The 15384-nt window shown below is 45.8% G+C and carries 15 protein-coding genes and 2 pseudogenes; 13 read left to right on the top strand and 4 right to left on the bottom strand.

Translation table 11 applies throughout. The annotated features are described in order from the left end of the window. The first annotated feature begins 1 nt into the window (after window position 1). From fdx to C1H71_RS14520, 3 genes are all read left to right on the top strand, one after another. Window positions 2-340 (top strand): ISC system 2Fe-2S type ferredoxin, encoded by a 339-nt coding sequence (fdx, locus tag C1H71_RS14530; RefSeq protein WP_130107187.1) that lies wholly within the window; start codon window positions 2-4, stop codon window positions 338-340. Window positions 341-421: 81 nt separating this feature from the next. Beyond that, window positions 422-616 (top strand): Fe-S cluster assembly protein IscX, encoded by a 195-nt coding sequence (gene iscX, locus C1H71_RS14525; RefSeq protein WP_130107186.1) that lies wholly within the window; start codon window positions 422-424, stop codon window positions 614-616. A 602-nt stretch (window positions 617-1218) separates the two neighbouring features. Then, window positions 1219-1425 (top strand): hypothetical protein, encoded by a 207-nt coding sequence (locus tag C1H71_RS14520; RefSeq protein WP_130107185.1) that lies wholly within the window; start codon window positions 1219-1221, stop codon window positions 1423-1425. 292 nt (window positions 1426-1717) lie between these two features. Here the strand turns inward: C1H71_RS14520 and C1H71_RS14515 are convergent, their stop codons facing one another. After that, window positions 1718-2947, bottom strand: a complete 1230-nt coding sequence (locus C1H71_RS14515; protein WP_130107184.1) for a hypothetical protein — start codon at window positions 2945-2947, stop codon at window positions 1718-1720. 241 nt (window positions 2948-3188) lie between these two features. On the opposite strand from C1H71_RS14515, the pseudogene C1H71_RS14510 reads away from it, so the two are divergent. The 5 genes and pseudogenes from C1H71_RS14510 (at window position 3189) to C1H71_RS14490 (ending at window position 8015) form a co-directional block, all read left to right on the top strand. Further along, a pseudogene (locus C1H71_RS14510) lies at window positions 3189-4224 on the top strand (IS3 family transposase). A gap of 472 nt (window positions 4225-4696) precedes the next feature. Next, a complete protein-coding gene (locus C1H71_RS14505; RefSeq protein WP_188053320.1) occupies window positions 4697-5668 on the top strand; it encodes an HD-GYP domain-containing protein in 972 nt (323 codons plus the stop codon). Window positions 5669-5738: 70 nt separating this feature from the next. After that, window positions 5739-7007, top strand: a complete 1269-nt coding sequence (locus tag C1H71_RS14500) for an aspartate carbamoyltransferase (protein ID WP_130107182.1) — start codon at window positions 5739-5741, stop codon at window positions 7005-7007. 27 nt (window positions 7008-7034) lie between these two features. Further along, window positions 7035-7349, top strand: coding sequence for a DUF2322 family protein (locus tag C1H71_RS14495; protein ID WP_130107181.1), 315 nt, complete (start codon window positions 7035-7037; stop codon window positions 7347-7349). Between the two features lie 54 nt (window positions 7350-7403). Next, entirely contained in the window at window positions 7404-8015 is a 612-nt protein-coding gene (locus C1H71_RS14490) for a lytic transglycosylase domain-containing protein (protein WP_130107180.1), read from the top strand. 53 nt (window positions 8016-8068) lie between these two features. Here the strand turns inward: C1H71_RS14490 and C1H71_RS14485 are convergent, their stop codons facing one another. The 3 genes and pseudogenes from C1H71_RS14485 to C1H71_RS14475 form a co-directional block, all read right to left on the bottom strand. After that, on the bottom strand, window positions 8069-8686 hold the full coding sequence (locus C1H71_RS14485; RefSeq protein ID WP_130107179.1) for a Crp/Fnr family transcriptional regulator: 618 nt from the start codon (window positions 8684-8686) through the stop codon (window positions 8069-8071). A 113-nt stretch (window positions 8687-8799) separates the two neighbouring features. After that, a complete protein-coding gene (gene xth / locus C1H71_RS14480; RefSeq protein ID WP_130108243.1) occupies window positions 8800-9570 on the bottom strand; it encodes an exodeoxyribonuclease III in 771 nt (256 codons plus the stop codon). A 380-nt stretch (window positions 9571-9950) separates the two neighbouring features. Further along, window positions 9951-10247 (bottom strand): annotated as a pseudogene (locus C1H71_RS14475) (integrase core domain-containing protein); the annotation flags it as partial. Window positions 10248-10839: 592 nt separating this feature from the next. On the opposite strand from C1H71_RS14475, the gene C1H71_RS14470 reads away from it, so the two are divergent. The 5 genes from C1H71_RS14470 (at window position 10840) to C1H71_RS14450 (ending at window position 15383) form a co-directional block, all read left to right on the top strand. Next, window positions 10840-11835: a sugar ABC transporter substrate-binding protein gene (locus C1H71_RS14470; RefSeq protein WP_130107177.1), complete on the top strand. Its 996-nt coding sequence runs from the start codon at window positions 10840-10842 to the stop codon at window positions 11833-11835. A 92-nt stretch (window positions 11836-11927) separates the two neighbouring features. Next, window positions 11928-12887: an ABC transporter permease gene (locus tag C1H71_RS14465; protein WP_130107176.1), complete on the top strand. Its 960-nt coding sequence runs from the start codon at window positions 11928-11930 to the stop codon at window positions 12885-12887. Continuing rightward, the gene (locus C1H71_RS14460; protein WP_130107175.1) at window positions 12887-13693 is read left to right on the top strand and encodes an ATP-binding cassette domain-containing protein; all 807 of its coding nucleotides are present in this window, start codon (window positions 12887-12889) and stop codon (window positions 13691-13693) included. Before C1H71_RS14465 ends, C1H71_RS14460 begins: the two co-directional genes overlap by 1 nt. Before the next feature lie 18 nt (window positions 13694-13711). Beyond that, entirely contained in the window at window positions 13712-14167 is a 456-nt protein-coding gene (locus tag C1H71_RS14455) for an RbsD/FucU family protein (RefSeq protein WP_130107174.1), read from the top strand. Further along, window positions 14148-15383, top strand: coding sequence for an ROK family transcriptional regulator (locus C1H71_RS14450; protein ID WP_223145880.1), 1236 nt, complete (start codon window positions 14148-14150; stop codon window positions 15381-15383). Before C1H71_RS14455 ends, C1H71_RS14450 begins: the two co-directional genes overlap by 20 nt. Window position 15384: the final 1 nt, after the last annotated feature.

Here is a 15384-nt window from a genome sequence, read left to right as displayed (position 1 = left end):
CATGGTTCAAATTGTTGTTCTACCTCACCCACAACTCTGCCCCGAAGGCGCCGTGCTTGAAGCCGAAGCGGGCATCTCGATTTGTGATGTGCTGCTACAAAACGATATCGAAATCGAACACGCTTGCGAAAAATCCTGTGCCTGCACTACCTGCCATGTGATTATCCGTGAAGGATTTAACTCCTTAGCACCATCGGACGAGCTAGAAGACGATATGCTGGATAAGGCATGGGGCTTAGAATCTGAATCGCGTCTTTCTTGCCAATCAATTATTGAAGACACTGATTTAGTGGTAGAGATTCCTAAATACACCGTTAATCATGCGCGTGAACATCATTAATATAAAACCAACTTTCGCTAAATAAACACCTAATATTTTATTTCAACCGATGTTTATTAATACAAATTAAGGTGTCGCAAAATGAAATGGACAGACTCACGCGAAATTGCTATCGCTTTAGCCGATAAATACCCAGACCAAGACCCAAAAAATCTGCGTTTTACAGATTTAATGCAATGGGTGCTAGAGCTAGAAGATTTTAATGACGATGCCAAGCATTGCGGCGAAAAAATTTTAGAAGCTATTCAGCTCATGTGGATTGATGAAGCAGACTAAACGCTTAGCCAATTGAAAAGCGATTGCTTTTAATAAAGGCTCAGTGCTCTGCTTTAGATTTTTAGCAAATTGAGATGTAGATAATGTACTTTGCTGAGTAAGCTATGTTTACTCAGCAAAAACCCCCATATTTGCTGCAATCTCACTAATAGCCGACATTTGTTGACACATTACCTGGTTAATTTAATTAGATTCAACTGAAAGCTCTCTGCTTCATTAGTCATTTGTTTAATCCGCAGATCTATTACACGGCAATCTCCCCACAAAACCAGCTCATTTTTAAGTAGCATTTTCTCGCAATCTTTGAGTAGCTCTACATGAAAGCCGTAGGCAATTAATAACGCCAGATTATGGTGATTTTAAAGCAAGCCGAAGCCGGTTCAAGTGTTCCTGATCTGTGCCGCGAGCACGGTATGAGTTCTGCCTCTTTTTAGAAGTAGCTCGTTACGTTTAGTGGCATGGAGTCTCGATGATGACGCAAATGAAAGAGCTAGACGAGAACAAGCCCCTTAAAAAGAGATCTATCGAAGCCCAAATGCAGGCGGATGTTATCAAGGAGGCCATGTCAGAAAAAACCCTCTGAAACATCTTTGCGTCGCAAGATGGCTCACTGGACCGTTGAAACCAAGGCAGTTTCTATTCGTGCGGCTTGCGCTAGCGTTTCAATGAGCACGACTCGCTATCGCTCTATTTGTAAGCTGGATACAGAAAACGCAAAAATTGTGGAATCGCTAATTCAGCTCACAGAAACAAATCGAAGCTGGGGCTTTGGCCTCTGTTTTTTACATCTGCGCAACAAAAAGCACTAGCAGCCTGTCGGACTTAAGCAATCGTAGCGAGGGAAAGACCGGTTTGAGACAGATTTCGCGGGTTTTTGAGGCGAATAGCTGGCTATTCAACGAGAAAATGCGTGAAATATGGCCAAATCCGGCTTTTCCGTAGTAGATCAGTCTTAAGTCCGACAGGCTGCTAGGACTTTACTCATTACAATCTCCCGTTGGGTCGATTTTACCAAACAAGTGTATCTACCAAAATCAGGCAACCTCAAGCCGCCGTGTATGGAGAAAAAAGATTGTTTTTATCCAGACACGGCAACACTGATTAAGTGAGCTGAAGAACACTCGTGTTTTTGTTCATACGAGGGTAAGCGAGCGATAAATAATCCTGCACAAACGCTTCCAGTGCAATGGCTGACGGCAAAGAATATTCTCCAGAGTTAGGGTCAAAAAACCTGAATGATTTTGCGGCATCATCAACCTGAACACCTAGGGCGTGGCCATCGCCCTGAGCCGGAGAAATCCCGATCTCATATAAACCATCCTTACTAAAATCAATTTTAAAGCCAGTACTGCTATAAACTTTATCTAAGTTCATACCAATATCCCCTAGGTAGCTTTGAACTGCATGATTGTTTTTATGAACATAGTATTCAACAGCAGTCGCCATGACTTCTTCTCTGCCAGCAGCCGTATTGATATCTTTGTAAAAAAAGTCATGATCATTCTGGCTGATTTTCGGGCTACTAAGCCATTTCAACACCAGAGGAAAGCACACCCCCTTCTTACCAATAGTAGATTCCTGAATAAAATCGGACTGCTTAAAGACATGCGTTTGTATTCCTTTATGCCAAAGTATGCACCGGCCCCACGGATTATTTATTTTATTGGTCAACACCTTTAGAATTTTATTTGTCATTTTCGGTTGAGGGGCATCGTTCATATTGGTGTCCTTCAGGCTCTTTCTGATCGATTCGGTCAGATTAGGCGCTACCGAAGCCTCGATAACCGACATCATTTCAGCGTAATTTTTTGGCGCTTGGGGAAAATGGACCCCCAGTATTTCAAAACGCGTCAAGGTGGCCTGAGGCATCACTTTGGGTTTGTTGCCTGTCATTAAAAGCTGTTGTTTAGCTCGGGCTACCGCACCTGTATATTTAGTAGCTCGTTGAACTACCTCCTTGGTACTCAGCATTGCTAGATCACTCTGAATACCAGTACGTTGCAATTTGTGCATTTGCTGCATCGTCGCCTGATCTAGTAACTCACGGCAAACAGGCTGAGCAACGATTTTATTTGTACTCAAACCAAAAAGACGGGCGCCAAGATTGCTTACACTAGTCTTGATATTTTTGGAAAAAGCAGCCACTTTTCCTTTCAAAGACCTGCTAGTGCGTGCAGTTGAATTCTTACTACGCTCAAGCAGCCCCTGAACATTTGAAGTAGAGGAGCAATGTCTAGCCGCCGATGATGTGTTGGCAGAGTCCGTTGCTGAATGAACCTGATAACTCACAGAGCTTGGAGTTGGCGTAAATGCTATTGGTAGATTTGGCATAATTGCAACCTATTACTTAATAAAATACAACTAAATCGGCCTGTCGAACAATCAATCAAAACATTGCATACATCGATTAAATGCTCTAAATCAAGCCAAGAAAAAGTGAAAGTGTAACTGGGCCCAGCACATCAAACTACGGTAATCCTCCCACCAAACCAGCTCATTTTTTCAGCAGCATTTTCTCGCAATTTTTTAGGAGTTTTAGATGAAATTCATAGGCAATTAATAACGCCAGATTATGGTGATTTTAAAGCAAGCCGAAGCCGGTTCGACCGTTCCCGATCTATGCCTCGAGCACGGTATGAGTTCAGCCTTTTTCTACAAGTAGCGCGCTAAGTTTGGCGGCATGGACGTCTCGATGATGACGCGGATGAAAGAGCTGGAGGACGAAAACAAGCGCCTTAAAAAAGAGGTATATCAAAGCCCAGATGCAAGCGGATATCATCTCAGAAATCCTCTGAAACATCTTTGCGTCGCAAGATGGCTCACTGGACCGTTGACACCAAGGCAATTTCTATTCGTGCGGTTTGTGCTAGCGTTTCAATGAGCACGACTTGCTATCGCTCCAATTCGTAAGCTGGATGCAGAAAACGTAAAAACTACGGAAATGCTGATTTATCTCACTGAAACAAGTCAAAGCTAGGGCTTTGGCCTCTTCTTTTTGCATCTGCGCAACAAAAAGCACTGGGACCATAAACGCGTCTACCGGATTTATTGTGATTTAGAATTAAATCTACGAATAAAGCCTAACAAGCGCTTAGAACTCGAAGCGCCAGCGCCATTAGCAGTGCCAGAGGCAAAAAATGAAACCTAGTCGATGGATTTTATGCACGATCAAATTGCATATGGCTGTAGCATTCGCTTATTTAACGTGATTAATGATTTTAATAGGAAGGAATTAGGCATTGAAGTTGATTTCTCTTTACCTGCAGAGCGCGTAATACGCAGCCTGAATCAAATCATTGAATGGCGCGGCAAGCCTAATCGAATACGATCCGATAATGGCCCTGAATATGTTAGCTATCTGCTAAAGAATTGGGCAGAGCAACAATCGATTGAATTGGCCTATATTCAGCCTGGCAATCCGCAGCAAAACTCATATATTAAGCGCTATAATCGTAGCGTGCGTTATGAATGGATGGCCTGCAATGATTTTGAAAATATTGCTGAAGTACAAGAAACCACAACGCAATGGCTTTGGACTTACAAATAACGAACGCCCACATATGGGATTGGGCGGCATCACTCAAAAAAAACTGGCATTACATGCCTGACCTCTACTTTTAAGTGGCTTAAAAATAGGGGGATTACCCAAACTTTGCTCATCATTATTTTCGTTTACGCCATAAAATGTTTAAAACTGACTCAGTTGTTGCAATAAAACCAATAAGAGATCAAACCTAATGCATACTTTTTAATTTATAGCGAATGAACTACGTGTAATCCAAGACAAAAAATGTGGTCCTATTTAGACAAAAATAAGTAGGGATGTCGCCTATTCAAATTTCATTAGATAGCAATATAGAGAGGTGCTTTACTTGGCAAAATGCCAACAATACAAACTAGGAGTCTGTAAGCTTTCCTTTAGCTCCATTTAAAGCCTTTGAATTCAACTCAGGTACTCGATGCGTGTTTTCTAATCAAGAATGGTTAGATTTTTTTAACTAAAAACGCATGAATTATCATTGCACCACGTTGCCTTGCCATTTATTCAGCTAAAATGATGGTGACAACATGGAGTTTTGCATGGCCTCATCCCCTAAAGCCAGTGGATCTAAGACATCTCGACCGGCTTCAGCCCCCCGATTCATTTTTGAGTCACGTGCTGCGCTTGATCGAATTTCAAGTAAATCAGAAGCTTACACTGGGGTATTTCCAGGCCATATAAGTACCATTATTGGCCACCTTAGTCATGCCTGTGATATCAATCGCAATGTCGTTATTGGCATGATTATGCTGCGCCAAGATGGCACATATGCAATTCGGCATGCCATTAATGTTGCATGTGTAGTAGAGCTGGCCTTACGTGATTTAGGCCGATCCGCGGTTGAGCGCAAACCCGTAGTTGCCGCCGCCCTCACCATGAATATTGGCATGTATGCCATTCAAGAAAAGCTCTCCAGCCAATCTGGCCCCCTATCCGATGAACAACGCCATCTGATGCAAGCTCACCCCATTGAAGGGCGTGATCTATTACGCAAATTAGGCGTAACTGATCCACTCTGGCTTGATTATGTGCTGCAGCATCACGAGATCCCAGATGGTAGCGGCTACCCACAGCGCCTAGCAGGTGATGATATTCATTTTGAGGCTCGCTTAATTGGAATTGCCGATCGCTACTGCGCCATGCTGACCCGCAATGCTTGGCGGCGTGGGGAATTATCTGACTTAGCCCTGCTAACCTCCTTAACCGGCTCGCAAAATAGTATCGATGTCAAACTGGGCCGCCTGTTTACCCAAACCATGGGGCTTTACCCGCCAGGTGCAGTTGTACAGTTATTGAATGGTGAAATTGGTATCGTAAAACGCCCAGGCCGTAGTGAACAAACGCCAATCGTAGCGGCTTTATTCAATAAGCAGTGGCAGCCACTCTTAAATATTGTTGAACGAGATAGCGACGATATTGATTTCAGTATTATTTCTGTAATCGAAAGCCAACGCGTTGCGGGTCTAGTACCTATGGAAGACGTGTGGGGTGTCGACGCCACGGGGGCTTAATACCCGCAAAGTGTATACATAAAACAAAAACACCTGTAAAATACACGCACCGTGTAGATGAGGTGATGATATGCAAAACGCGCAACAAAACACACTCCGTGATGCCATGCGCATCCTCAACCTAACCCGTGATGCCATAACAGAACGATTAGGCGTAAGCCGCCGTGCTTTAGACAGCTGGCTACTCCCCGATCACTCCAACGAACACCGCAGCATGCCCACCATTGTTGAGCGTTTTTTAGCTGAAATTCTAAGCCAAGCCCCCAAAAACCTCGCAACAAAGAATATTGATTCCACCTCTGCCCATTGGGCTCCCCATTTATTATCGGTTGAACAATTTAGCCGCGAATCGGTTGAAGAGCTGTTTCGTATCGCTGATATTATGCAGCCCGTTGCCCGCAGGCAAAAGACTTGCCGTGTGCTAGAAGGTGCGGTGCTGGCCAATCTATTTTTTGAAGCCAGCACTCGTACTCGGATTAGCTTTGGCGCGGCATTTTGCCGGCTAGGTGGCTCAGTATGCGATACCACAGGCTTTACCTTTTCATCCATGGCCAAGGGTGAATCAATCTACGACACTAGCCGTGTAGTCAGTGGCTACGCCGATGTGATTGTAGTGCGCCACCCTGAGCAAGGCGCAGTGGCAGAGTTTGCCCAAGCCAGCAATATCCCCATCATTAACGGTGGTGATGGGCCAGGCGAGCATCCAACTCAAGCGCTGCTGGATCTGTACACGATGGAGCGCGAATTCTCCCGCCTGAATAAATTAATCGACGGCAGCCATATAGCCTTAGTCGGCGATTTAAAACATGGTCGTGCCGCCCACTCCTTAGCTAAATTACTGAGTTTATATCGTGGACTAAAAATCACCCTACTTGCCCCAGCTGGCCTAGAAATGCCAGCCAGCATCATTGATGCCGCCAGCCGCAACGGCAATATTGTGCAGTGCACCGATAACCTCGCCACAGGGCTAGCAGATGCCGACGTGATTTACGCTACCCGCGTTCAAAAAGAACGCATGCAGGGCGAAGTTATGGAAGGTTATGGTGAGAATTTTCAAATTAACTTGCGAGCGGTTAATAGCTTCTGCAAACCCAATGTGATTGTGATGCACCCCTTGCCCAGAGATAGCCGCAGCGGAGCCAATGATTTATCTACCGATTTAAATCAAGATCCTCGCCTCGCCATCTTTCGCCAAACCGATAACGGCGTGCCGATCCGTATGGCGATTTTTGCTAAACTGCTGGGTGTGGATCAGCAGGTTGCGCATAGCCTACGCGATATTAGCTGGGTTCACCCACAGAAACTGGGCCCTAACGACGCGTCTTTTGACGAGTTGTAATCGATCAGCCAACACCAAGGATTTCCAATGCTTTTTAACGATGTATTAGCCAGCCTACCCACGATTGATCATTTATCCGCGCTAGAGCTACTTGATGGCGAGCAAATTGTCGCTCGGATTGAAAACAAACCAGGCCAAGCTGGCAGCATGCGGGTTTATCACGCCTTGTACCAAGAGTTTGGTGCCATCAATACCGTGGCAGCAGCCAAGGGCGTACGGCTCTATGCAGAGTACAGCGCTGATGCAATTGCGTTTCCAAATAAGCATCCAAATATTGATCGCCTCCTCACTTTAGCCACAGCCGGCCAACCATTCGCCGTTAGATTGATTGCGGCCGGTTGACCAAGCCCCACATAGAAGCTACATTCCAAGCTAATCTCAAGATAAAAAAAGCCCATGTTTAAGCATTACTTTCTATTAATTAGCTTGGTTTGTTGTGGTCTAGCCCATGCGGGCGCCCAAAAAGAAGAACAGCTTTCTTCTGCAGTGCAAACCTCGATGCAAAGATCAATCAATGATGGGCAGTCGGCCAGATTGGTTTTTGCCAATCCAAATGATGGTGAAGCTTGGCTTGCGGCAATGTCGGCCCGTTTAGCTAAACGCATCCCCGATGAGTTTATCCGCCGTACCCTTCTTACGGCCATTCATTACGAAGCCAGCCGTGCAGGATTAGATCCACAATTAGTTTTGGGCCTAATACATGTAGAAAGCGGATTTAATCGCTATGCTTTTTCTGTAGTTGGCGCACGAGGGCTGATGCAAGTGATGCCCTTTTGGCAAAGATCAATTGGAAGCAGCGAGCACAACTTATTCGATATGAATACCAATTTGCGCTATGGCTGTACTATTTTACGCCACTATTTAAATATAGAAAACGGTGATTACTTTAGGGCACTCGGCCGTTACAACGGCAGCTTAGGCCGCGCCGAATACCCTAATCTTGTATATGGCGCATGGAAAAATTATTACGCTTATGGGGGTGAAAGTACCAAGCTGGCAGAAAAATAACTATCCAGGCAATTTATCCGCCTGCAATAAGCGGATAAAGCCAAACTCCATATTTACCCAGCCGCGCTCCCCCAAACGCTAAGCTGTTTATTCACGCTTTCACGGCTAGCACCCACCATATTGGCTAACTCTTGTTGAGTGAGTTTTAAATCAATAGTGACGCCATCCGCATCTTTAATTCCATGCTGGTTAGCGAGTTGTCTGAGCATTTTTCCTAGGCGCTGTGGCAAATTTAAAAACAACGTGTCTTGTAATGAATCATCGACATAGCGTAAACGTAGACATAAAGCTGCCAACATTTGCCGCATCACCTTGGGGTGGCGGTCTAAATACTGCATCACGTTTTCTCGCCGTAAAACTAGCAGCTCACAAGCTTCTATCGTTTCAACGCTGGCAGTACGAGCCCCCCCATCTAGCATCGCAATCTCGCCAAACATCTCCCCTGCTTCCAAGATGCAAATTGTAGCTTCTTTTCCTTCAGTGCTACTTCTCACTACTTTTAAACGGCCATGCAAAATGGCGTACATTTCATCGCCCAAAGAACCCTGAACCACAACCAATTGCTTTGCCCGCAAGCTTCGCCATTCAGTTTGGTTAGCAAGTTCCGCTAATTCCGCATTACTTAAATCACAAAACAGGCTACTGCCTGATAATAATTTAGCTTTATCCATATGGCACTCTTTAAATTTGATACTAGCAAGCTGCCAGATATAATAAAAAACAACCTTAATATGCCCTAATTCCACAACGATCAAGTCGCTTAGTTCATACAACCTTAGAACGCTTAAATCAACAAACTAGCAATCACTGGCGTATGATCTGATGGGCGTTCATTTCTTCTTGGCTCTTTATCAATCACACATGCGCTGCATAAAGGGACTAATTCTTTAGTTAATAAAATATGATCAATACGCATACCGGCGTTTTTCCTAAAACCAAAACCACGATAATCCCACCAAGAAAATGTTTTTTCTGGTTGATCAAATAGGCGATAAGAATCGGTTAATCCTAAATCTAATAAAGCCTGAAATGCCGCACGCTCCGGCCCTGAAACCAATACCTGCCCTTCCCATTTTTTAGGATCATGCACATCCATATCATGTGGCGCGATATTGTAATCGCCCAGCAGTGCCAATTTAGAATACACCACCATTTCTTTTTTTAAAAAAGCAGTTAAAGCCGCCAGCCAAGATAATTTATATGGATATTTTTCTGAATCTAAGGCTTGCCCATTTGGAATATAAGCACAAACCAAGCGCACACCCTGCATCGTGGCTGCAATTAATCTCACCTGATGATCAATAAAACCAGGGATATTAATCACCACATCACTTAAGGCTGCACGCGCAATAATGGCTACGCCGTTATAAGTTTTTTGCCCTGCAAACACCACATGAAACCCTGCGGCTTCAATGTCCGCCTTCGGAAACACTACGTCTTCCATTTTAGTTTCTTGCAAACAAAGCGCTGTAACATCTGGATTATCCGCCAACCACTCCAATACTTGGGGCAAACGCACTTTCAGACTATTCACATTCCATGTCACAATTTTTATCACGGCGTATTTCCTACTTATTCAGGTTTATATTTCTCTGCAAGCAATACAGAATCATCTTATCCGTATATTTTCACATGAATTGGCTACTCTATGGGTACTTTAAAGAGTGTAAAAATGGGGAAAAAAGTTCATAAAAAAATATACGCAAAAATCAATCACTACTCTAGTAGCAAAAATAAGCAAATCCTGAACTTTACATGCAGCAATTTGCTTGGAAACATGTAGCCTAATCACTTGGTAATTTTGGCAGGGTGTTGCATGTGTAATTTATACTGTATATGCACCAAGAAAATAAGCAATTCCTAATAAACAGTCACGAGCAACCCATTTTATCTGCCTAGCCCAATTAAGCGTAATATTTGTCAATTAAATATTTATTAAACATCAAGCCTCGTCAGATCATAAACTCGTTTTTTAAATAATTCAGGTTTGTTTTCCTGCCCTTTCTTCATTGTCTGAATGGAGGTTTCGTGATCAAGTGCTTTCTGTAGAATGTGGTAGTTGTAGATCTTTAAATAATTCTCCATAGTCACTTTTTGCTCAGCCAATGAGGCAAAGCGCGTTTGCACAATGACCTCGCTTATTCGCCCGTTGAAACGCTCCACCATCCCGTTGGTTTGTGGGTGGCGAGGGGGGATAAGACCGTGCTCAATCTTCAGTACGGCGCATTCGCGAGTATTGTTAGGCAACTTAAAAAGCTGCTATCTGGTACGCATCATGCATTTAAGTTTAAAAAATATGCGGCCCGCTATTTAGCGGAAATACAGTGCTGATTTAATCAGCGAGCTGACTTATATGCCATGATTCCTCTACTCCTTAAAGCAATGTTTTTGGCTAAACCCTGCCCGCACGGGTGCAATTACGCTGAAATGGAGCAAGAGTCATCATCAGCTCAAGCATTATAGAGCGCACACCTTTATTACTCTTATTTCAGTATAAGAAAAAACTTAAACAGCATTTTTCTTTAAGTACGATAGCTGCCTGCACGGCTCAGCATCTTCAGCTACCGCTTATCTTTAGTAAGCCATCGAAGCTCGCCCAAGTCATATTGCCTCTGCTAAGCCTGCTAGCCCCAGCCAGCCTCAACACTAGATCAATAATCCAACAAAAAACCCCATTCAAACAATTGTTTTATAAGGGTTTTCCTATAAATAAACCCTATTGATTTATTAGCTTATTACGCATAGCATTGATTAAATCAAACGGATTGATTTATAAAAAATCAATGGCTTGATGCCTTTTGGCTAAACCCCTTGGAGAAAAGAAATGTTGCAGACCCGTATCTCGATAGCCCTTGCCTCACTGACTTTGGCCCTACCCGTGTTTGCTAACGAACCTGTGATTGGCTTGGTCACCAAAACTGAAACCAATCCATTTTTTGTCAAAATGAAAGAGGGCGCGGTTGCCGAAGCTAAAGCCAAAGGTGCAAAACTACTTTCGGCTGCTGGTAAAGCCGATGGCGATAACGCAGGCCAAGTTACTGCCATTGAGAACATGATTGCGGCAGGGGCAAAAACGATTCTGATTGCTCCAAATGACTCCAAAGCCATTGTGCCCACCATTAAAAAAGCCCGACAAAAAGGTATTTTAATTATCGCCTTAGATAGCCCAACAGACCCCACCGATGCAACGGATGCCCTATTTGCCACTGATAACTTTAAAGCGGGTGTTTTGATCGGCGAATACGCCAAAGCCACTTTTGCAGGCAAGCCAGCCAAAATTGCCACCTTAGATCTCTTTCCTGGCCACCCCGTAGGTGCGCAGCGCCACAATGGTTTTTTGCAGGGTTTTGGCCTGCAATCTTTTGATGCAAAAAACAATGAATTAGCCAAACCAAGCAATGTGGTCTGTATGGCAGATAGCTTTGGCGATCAAGCCAAGGGCCAAACGGCTATGGAAAACTGCCTGCAAAAAAATCCTGATATCAATTTGGTTTACACCATCAACGAGCCAGCAGCAGCGGGCGCATTTAATGCGCTCAAAAAAGCCGGTAAAGAAAAAAACGTACTGATTGTTTCCGTAGATGGCGGATGCCAAGGGATTAAAGATTTAAAGAATGGAAAAATCGCCGCCACCTCGCAGCAATACCCATTAAAAATGGCCGCAATGGGTGTAGCAGCGGGCATTGAATACGCCAAGACCGGTAAAAAACCTGCTGGCTACACCGATACCGGCGTGATGCTGATTGCGGCCAAGCCTGTGGCTGGCATTGAAAGCAAAGATAGTAAAACCGGCATGGACCTGTGCTGGGGCAATAAATAATCCTGCCTTAATCATAAGAGCCTGAGCGTTATAGAAAATTTTTGACACTCGGCTCTAAACAATCCAATTTAAAAAGCACCAAGGAGCGTTGTATGCCGAGTTGGAAAGAACACATCCCTTCAATCGGCACCTTAGGGCCATTTTTGGCACTTTTAATCGCCTGCACATTTTTCTCTTTCCAAAGCGAGCAGTTTTTTACGGGGGCGAATTTTTCGCTGATACTGCAGCAGATTATGGTGGTTGGGTTAATTGCAATCGGCCAGACCTTAATTATTCTTACCGCTGGGATCGATCTATCCTGCGGCATGGTAATGGCGCTTGGTGGCGTGGTCATGACCAAAGTAGCGCATGATTTTGGCCTGCACCCAAGCTTAGCCATCGGACTGGGTTTGACGGTTACCGCTGGCTTTGGCCTGCTTAATGGCTTACTGGTTACTCGGATTAAGCTGCCACCGTTTATTGTGACCTTAGGCACGATGAATATTGCGTTTGCAATTACCCAGCTCTATTCAGGATCGCAAACCATTACCGATCTCCCCGCCAGCATGACTTTTTTAGGTAACACTTTTAATCTGGGCCAAACCCAAGTGGCCTATGGCACGGTACTGATGCTGGTTTGCTATGCACTAAGCTGGATCTGGCTGCGAGAAACTGCGGCAGGCCGGCATATTTACGCCGTTGGCAATAATCCAGAAGCTACCCGCCTAACCGGCATCCCCACTCATAGAGTGATTTTAATGGTGTATGTGCTGGCGGGGCTTTGCTACGGCGTGGCATCGCTTTTATCTGTGGCGCGTACTGGTGTGGGCGACCCCAATGCGGGGCAGACTGAAAACCTAGATGCAATTACCGCCGTGGTACTGGGTGGTACCAGCTTATTTGGTGGCCGTGGCGTGGTACTTGGCTCCTTAATTGGCGCAATGATTGTGGGTGTGTTTCGTAATGGCCTTACCTTGATGGGGGTTTCATCGGTTTATCAAATTCTCATTACCGGCATTTTGGTGATTCTTGCCGTTGCTACCGATCAACTCTCCAGAAAAGGTGGCCGCTAATGAGCCCGCATCCAGAACACAATGCCCTGCCTTTGGTGATTCAAGCCAAAGGCTTAGTGAAACGCTACGGCCAAGTTACCGCCTTAGATGGCGCTGATTTCGAACTACGCGCAGGGGAAATTCTTGCGGTTATTGGGGATAATGGTGCGGGCAAATCCTCCCTGATTAAGGCTTTATCAGGCGCGATTACGCCCGATAGTGGTGATATTTTTTTGGATGGGCAAAGTGTTTGCTTTAAAAGCCCAATCGAAGCCCGCCGTGCAGGCATCGAAACCGTTTACCAAGACCTAGCCGTTGCCCCCGCCATGACTATTGCAGAAAACTTATTTATGGGCAGAGAAATCCGCCGTACTGGCTTATTGGGCAGCCTGGGGTTTTTAGATAAAAAGCGCATGTTAAATGACAGCATCGCCTATATGCAGGAGCTAAAAATCGGTATCCGCTCTATGACTCAAGCGGTAGAGACGCTATCAGGCGGCCAGCGTCAAGGGGTGGCTGTGGCACGCGCGGCCGCCTTTGCCCGCCACGTGGTCATCATGGATGAGCCCACCGCAGCACTGGGGGTAAAAGAAGGCAATATGGTACTAGAACTAATCCGCAATGTGCGCGACCGAGGCTTACCCGTGGTGCTAATCAGCCACAATATGCCACATGTGTTTGAAATAGCCGATCGCATCCACGTTGCCCGCTTAGGGCGCAGAGCTGCCGTACTCAACCCTAAGGCCATCACCATGAGTGATGCCGTAGCGGTAATGACTGGTGCCATGAAGCCAGAAGATATTCCCGCTGAATGGTTGGCCCACTAGCTGGACAGGAGAAATAACATGCTAAAAGGAATAGATCCGCTCCTCACGCCTGAATTACTTAAGGTATTAGCCGAAATGGGGCATGGCGATGAGATTGTGATCGCCGATGCAAACTTTACCGCCGCCTCACTGGCCGTAGGCAAGCCATTGATTTATCTTTCTGGCGAGGGGGTTGCCCGTGTAATAACAGCGATTATCAGCCTACTGCCCCTAGATCAAGACGTAAGCCAACCCATTGCCTATATGCAAGTTAGCCACCAAACCACAGGCTGGTGCAGCGCATTACAAAAACAAATCATCCGCGAGCTAAACGATGCAGGCCATGCCTTAGCAGGGCAATACGAGGCATTAGAGCGATTTGCTTTCTATGAGCGAGTCAAGCAAGCTTATGCCATTGTTTTAACCGGTGAATTACAGCCTTACGGCAATTTCATCTTAAAAAAAGGAGTGATTTGTGAGCCTCTCGCCGGATAACAGCAGCACCGCTGCGAGCAAGCTCAAGCCCAGAGGCTCTTCACAAGGGGGAATGCGTCAGTATAACGAGCGCGTTGTGCTGCAAGCCATTCGCCTTAATGGCCAGATCTCTGGAGCAGAAATCGCTAGATTAACCCACTTAACGGCGCAAGCTATTTCACTGATCACCAAGCGTTTGCTCGATGACGAGCTGCTCATCAAAAAAACCCCGCAGCGCGGCAAGGTAGGCCAGCCCTCGGTTCCTCTTGTGCTCAACCCCGATGGGGCGTTTGCAATTGGGGTAAAAGTGGGGCGACGCAGCTTAGATATTTTGCTGGTAGATTTTAGCGGCGCGGTGCGCGAACGCTGGAATTTAAGCTATGACTTTGCCGATCCAAATCAGATTTTGGGGCATATCAGCCAGTGCCTAGCCAAAATCAAACACAAGCTCAGCCCCAAACTATGGGAGCGCGTACAAGGCATCGGCATTGCTGCACCACTACATATGGGTGGCTGGCAACAGCTACTCGGCCTTGATGCCGATGTGGTAGCACGCTGGGAGCGCTTTCAACTTAAAGAAGAAATTGCCACGCTAACGGGCTTGCCGGTGCAAACGCTAAAGGACACCACCGCCGCCTGCGTGGCCGAATTAGTAGCAGGGCGCGGGCGTGATATGCGTAACTTTGTTTACGTATTTGTAGATACCTTTATTGGCGGCGGCTTAGTGCTTGATAGCCACTTACATTTGGGCAAGCATGGTAATGCAGGGGCCTTAGGTTCTTTGCCGCTGGGGCTAAACGGCGGCGGCAAACACAGCCCGCAGCTATTAAATGTGGCATCGTTATTTAAACTAGAAAGCCGGTTTATTACCGCAGGCTTAGATGGCCGCGCCACCAGCGATGAGCGTGCTGCTAGCCCAGAATACTGGCCCCACACCCAAGCATGGATTGCAGAAACAGCCCCTCCTATCGCCTTTGCCATGCTCAATAGCACTTGCCTACTCGATTTAGAAGGCGTGATTTTAGATGGCTGCTTTTGCAGCGCCGTAAAAGAAGCGCTGATTGTGGCTGTAGAAGCCGCCATGCAAGATTTCAACTGGGAAGGCATTGTTGCACCGCAGGTATTCGCTGGCACTATAGGTTCGGATGCCAGAGCGCTAGGCGGCGCGCTGCTGCCGCTCTACGCCAACTTTGCCCCTGATCGAGATCTGTTTTTAAAACTAGACGACGCCCTGTAAA

This window comes from Iodobacter fluviatilis, from assembly GCF_004194535.1.
Lineage (GTDB): Bacteria > Pseudomonadota > Gammaproteobacteria > Burkholderiales > Chitinibacteraceae > Iodobacter > Iodobacter fluviatilis_A.
The sequence above is the reverse complement of the archived record's forward strand: the minus strand, read 5'-3'. Positions and strand labels throughout refer to the sequence as shown.

Excerpts from the sequence above, each read along its gene's own strand:
- C1H71_RS14515 (WP_130107184.1), bottom strand. The coding sequence starts at position 2,947 with ATGCCAAATCTACCAATAGCATTTACGCCAACTCCAAGCTCTGTGAGT.
- C1H71_RS14455 (WP_130107174.1), top strand. The coding sequence starts at position 13,712 with ATGCTAAAAGGAATAGATCCGCTCCTCACGCCTGAATTACTTAAGGTA.
- iscX (WP_130107186.1), top strand. The coding sequence starts at position 422 with ATGAAATGGACAGACTCACGCGAAATTGCTATCGCTTTAGCCGATAAA.
- fdx (WP_130107187.1), top strand. The coding sequence starts at position 2 with ATGGTTCAAATTGTTGTTCTACCTCACCCACAACTCTGCCCCGAAGGC.
- C1H71_RS14460 (WP_130107175.1), top strand. The coding sequence starts at position 12,887 with ATGAGCCCGCATCCAGAACACAATGCCCTGCCTTTGGTGATTCAAGCC.
- C1H71_RS14495 (WP_130107181.1), top strand. The coding sequence starts at position 7,035 with ATGCTTTTTAACGATGTATTAGCCAGCCTACCCACGATTGATCATTTA.
- C1H71_RS14465 (WP_130107176.1), top strand. The coding sequence starts at position 11,928 with ATGCCGAGTTGGAAAGAACACATCCCTTCAATCGGCACCTTAGGGCCA.
- C1H71_RS14520 (WP_130107185.1), top strand. The coding sequence starts at position 1,219 with ATGGCTCACTGGACCGTTGAAACCAAGGCAGTTTCTATTCGTGCGGCT.
- C1H71_RS14490 (WP_130107180.1), top strand. The coding sequence starts at position 7,404 with ATGTTTAAGCATTACTTTCTATTAATTAGCTTGGTTTGTTGTGGTCTA.
- C1H71_RS14470 (WP_130107177.1), top strand. The coding sequence starts at position 10,840 with ATGTTGCAGACCCGTATCTCGATAGCCCTTGCCTCACTGACTTTGGCC.
- C1H71_RS14500 (WP_130107182.1), top strand. The coding sequence starts at position 5,739 with ATGCAAAACGCGCAACAAAACACACTCCGTGATGCCATGCGCATCCTC.
- C1H71_RS14505 (WP_188053320.1), top strand. The coding sequence starts at position 4,697 with ATGGCCTCATCCCCTAAAGCCAGTGGATCTAAGACATCTCGACCGGCT.
- C1H71_RS14485 (WP_130107179.1), bottom strand. The coding sequence starts at position 8,686 with ATGGATAAAGCTAAATTATTATCAGGCAGTAGCCTGTTTTGTGATTTA.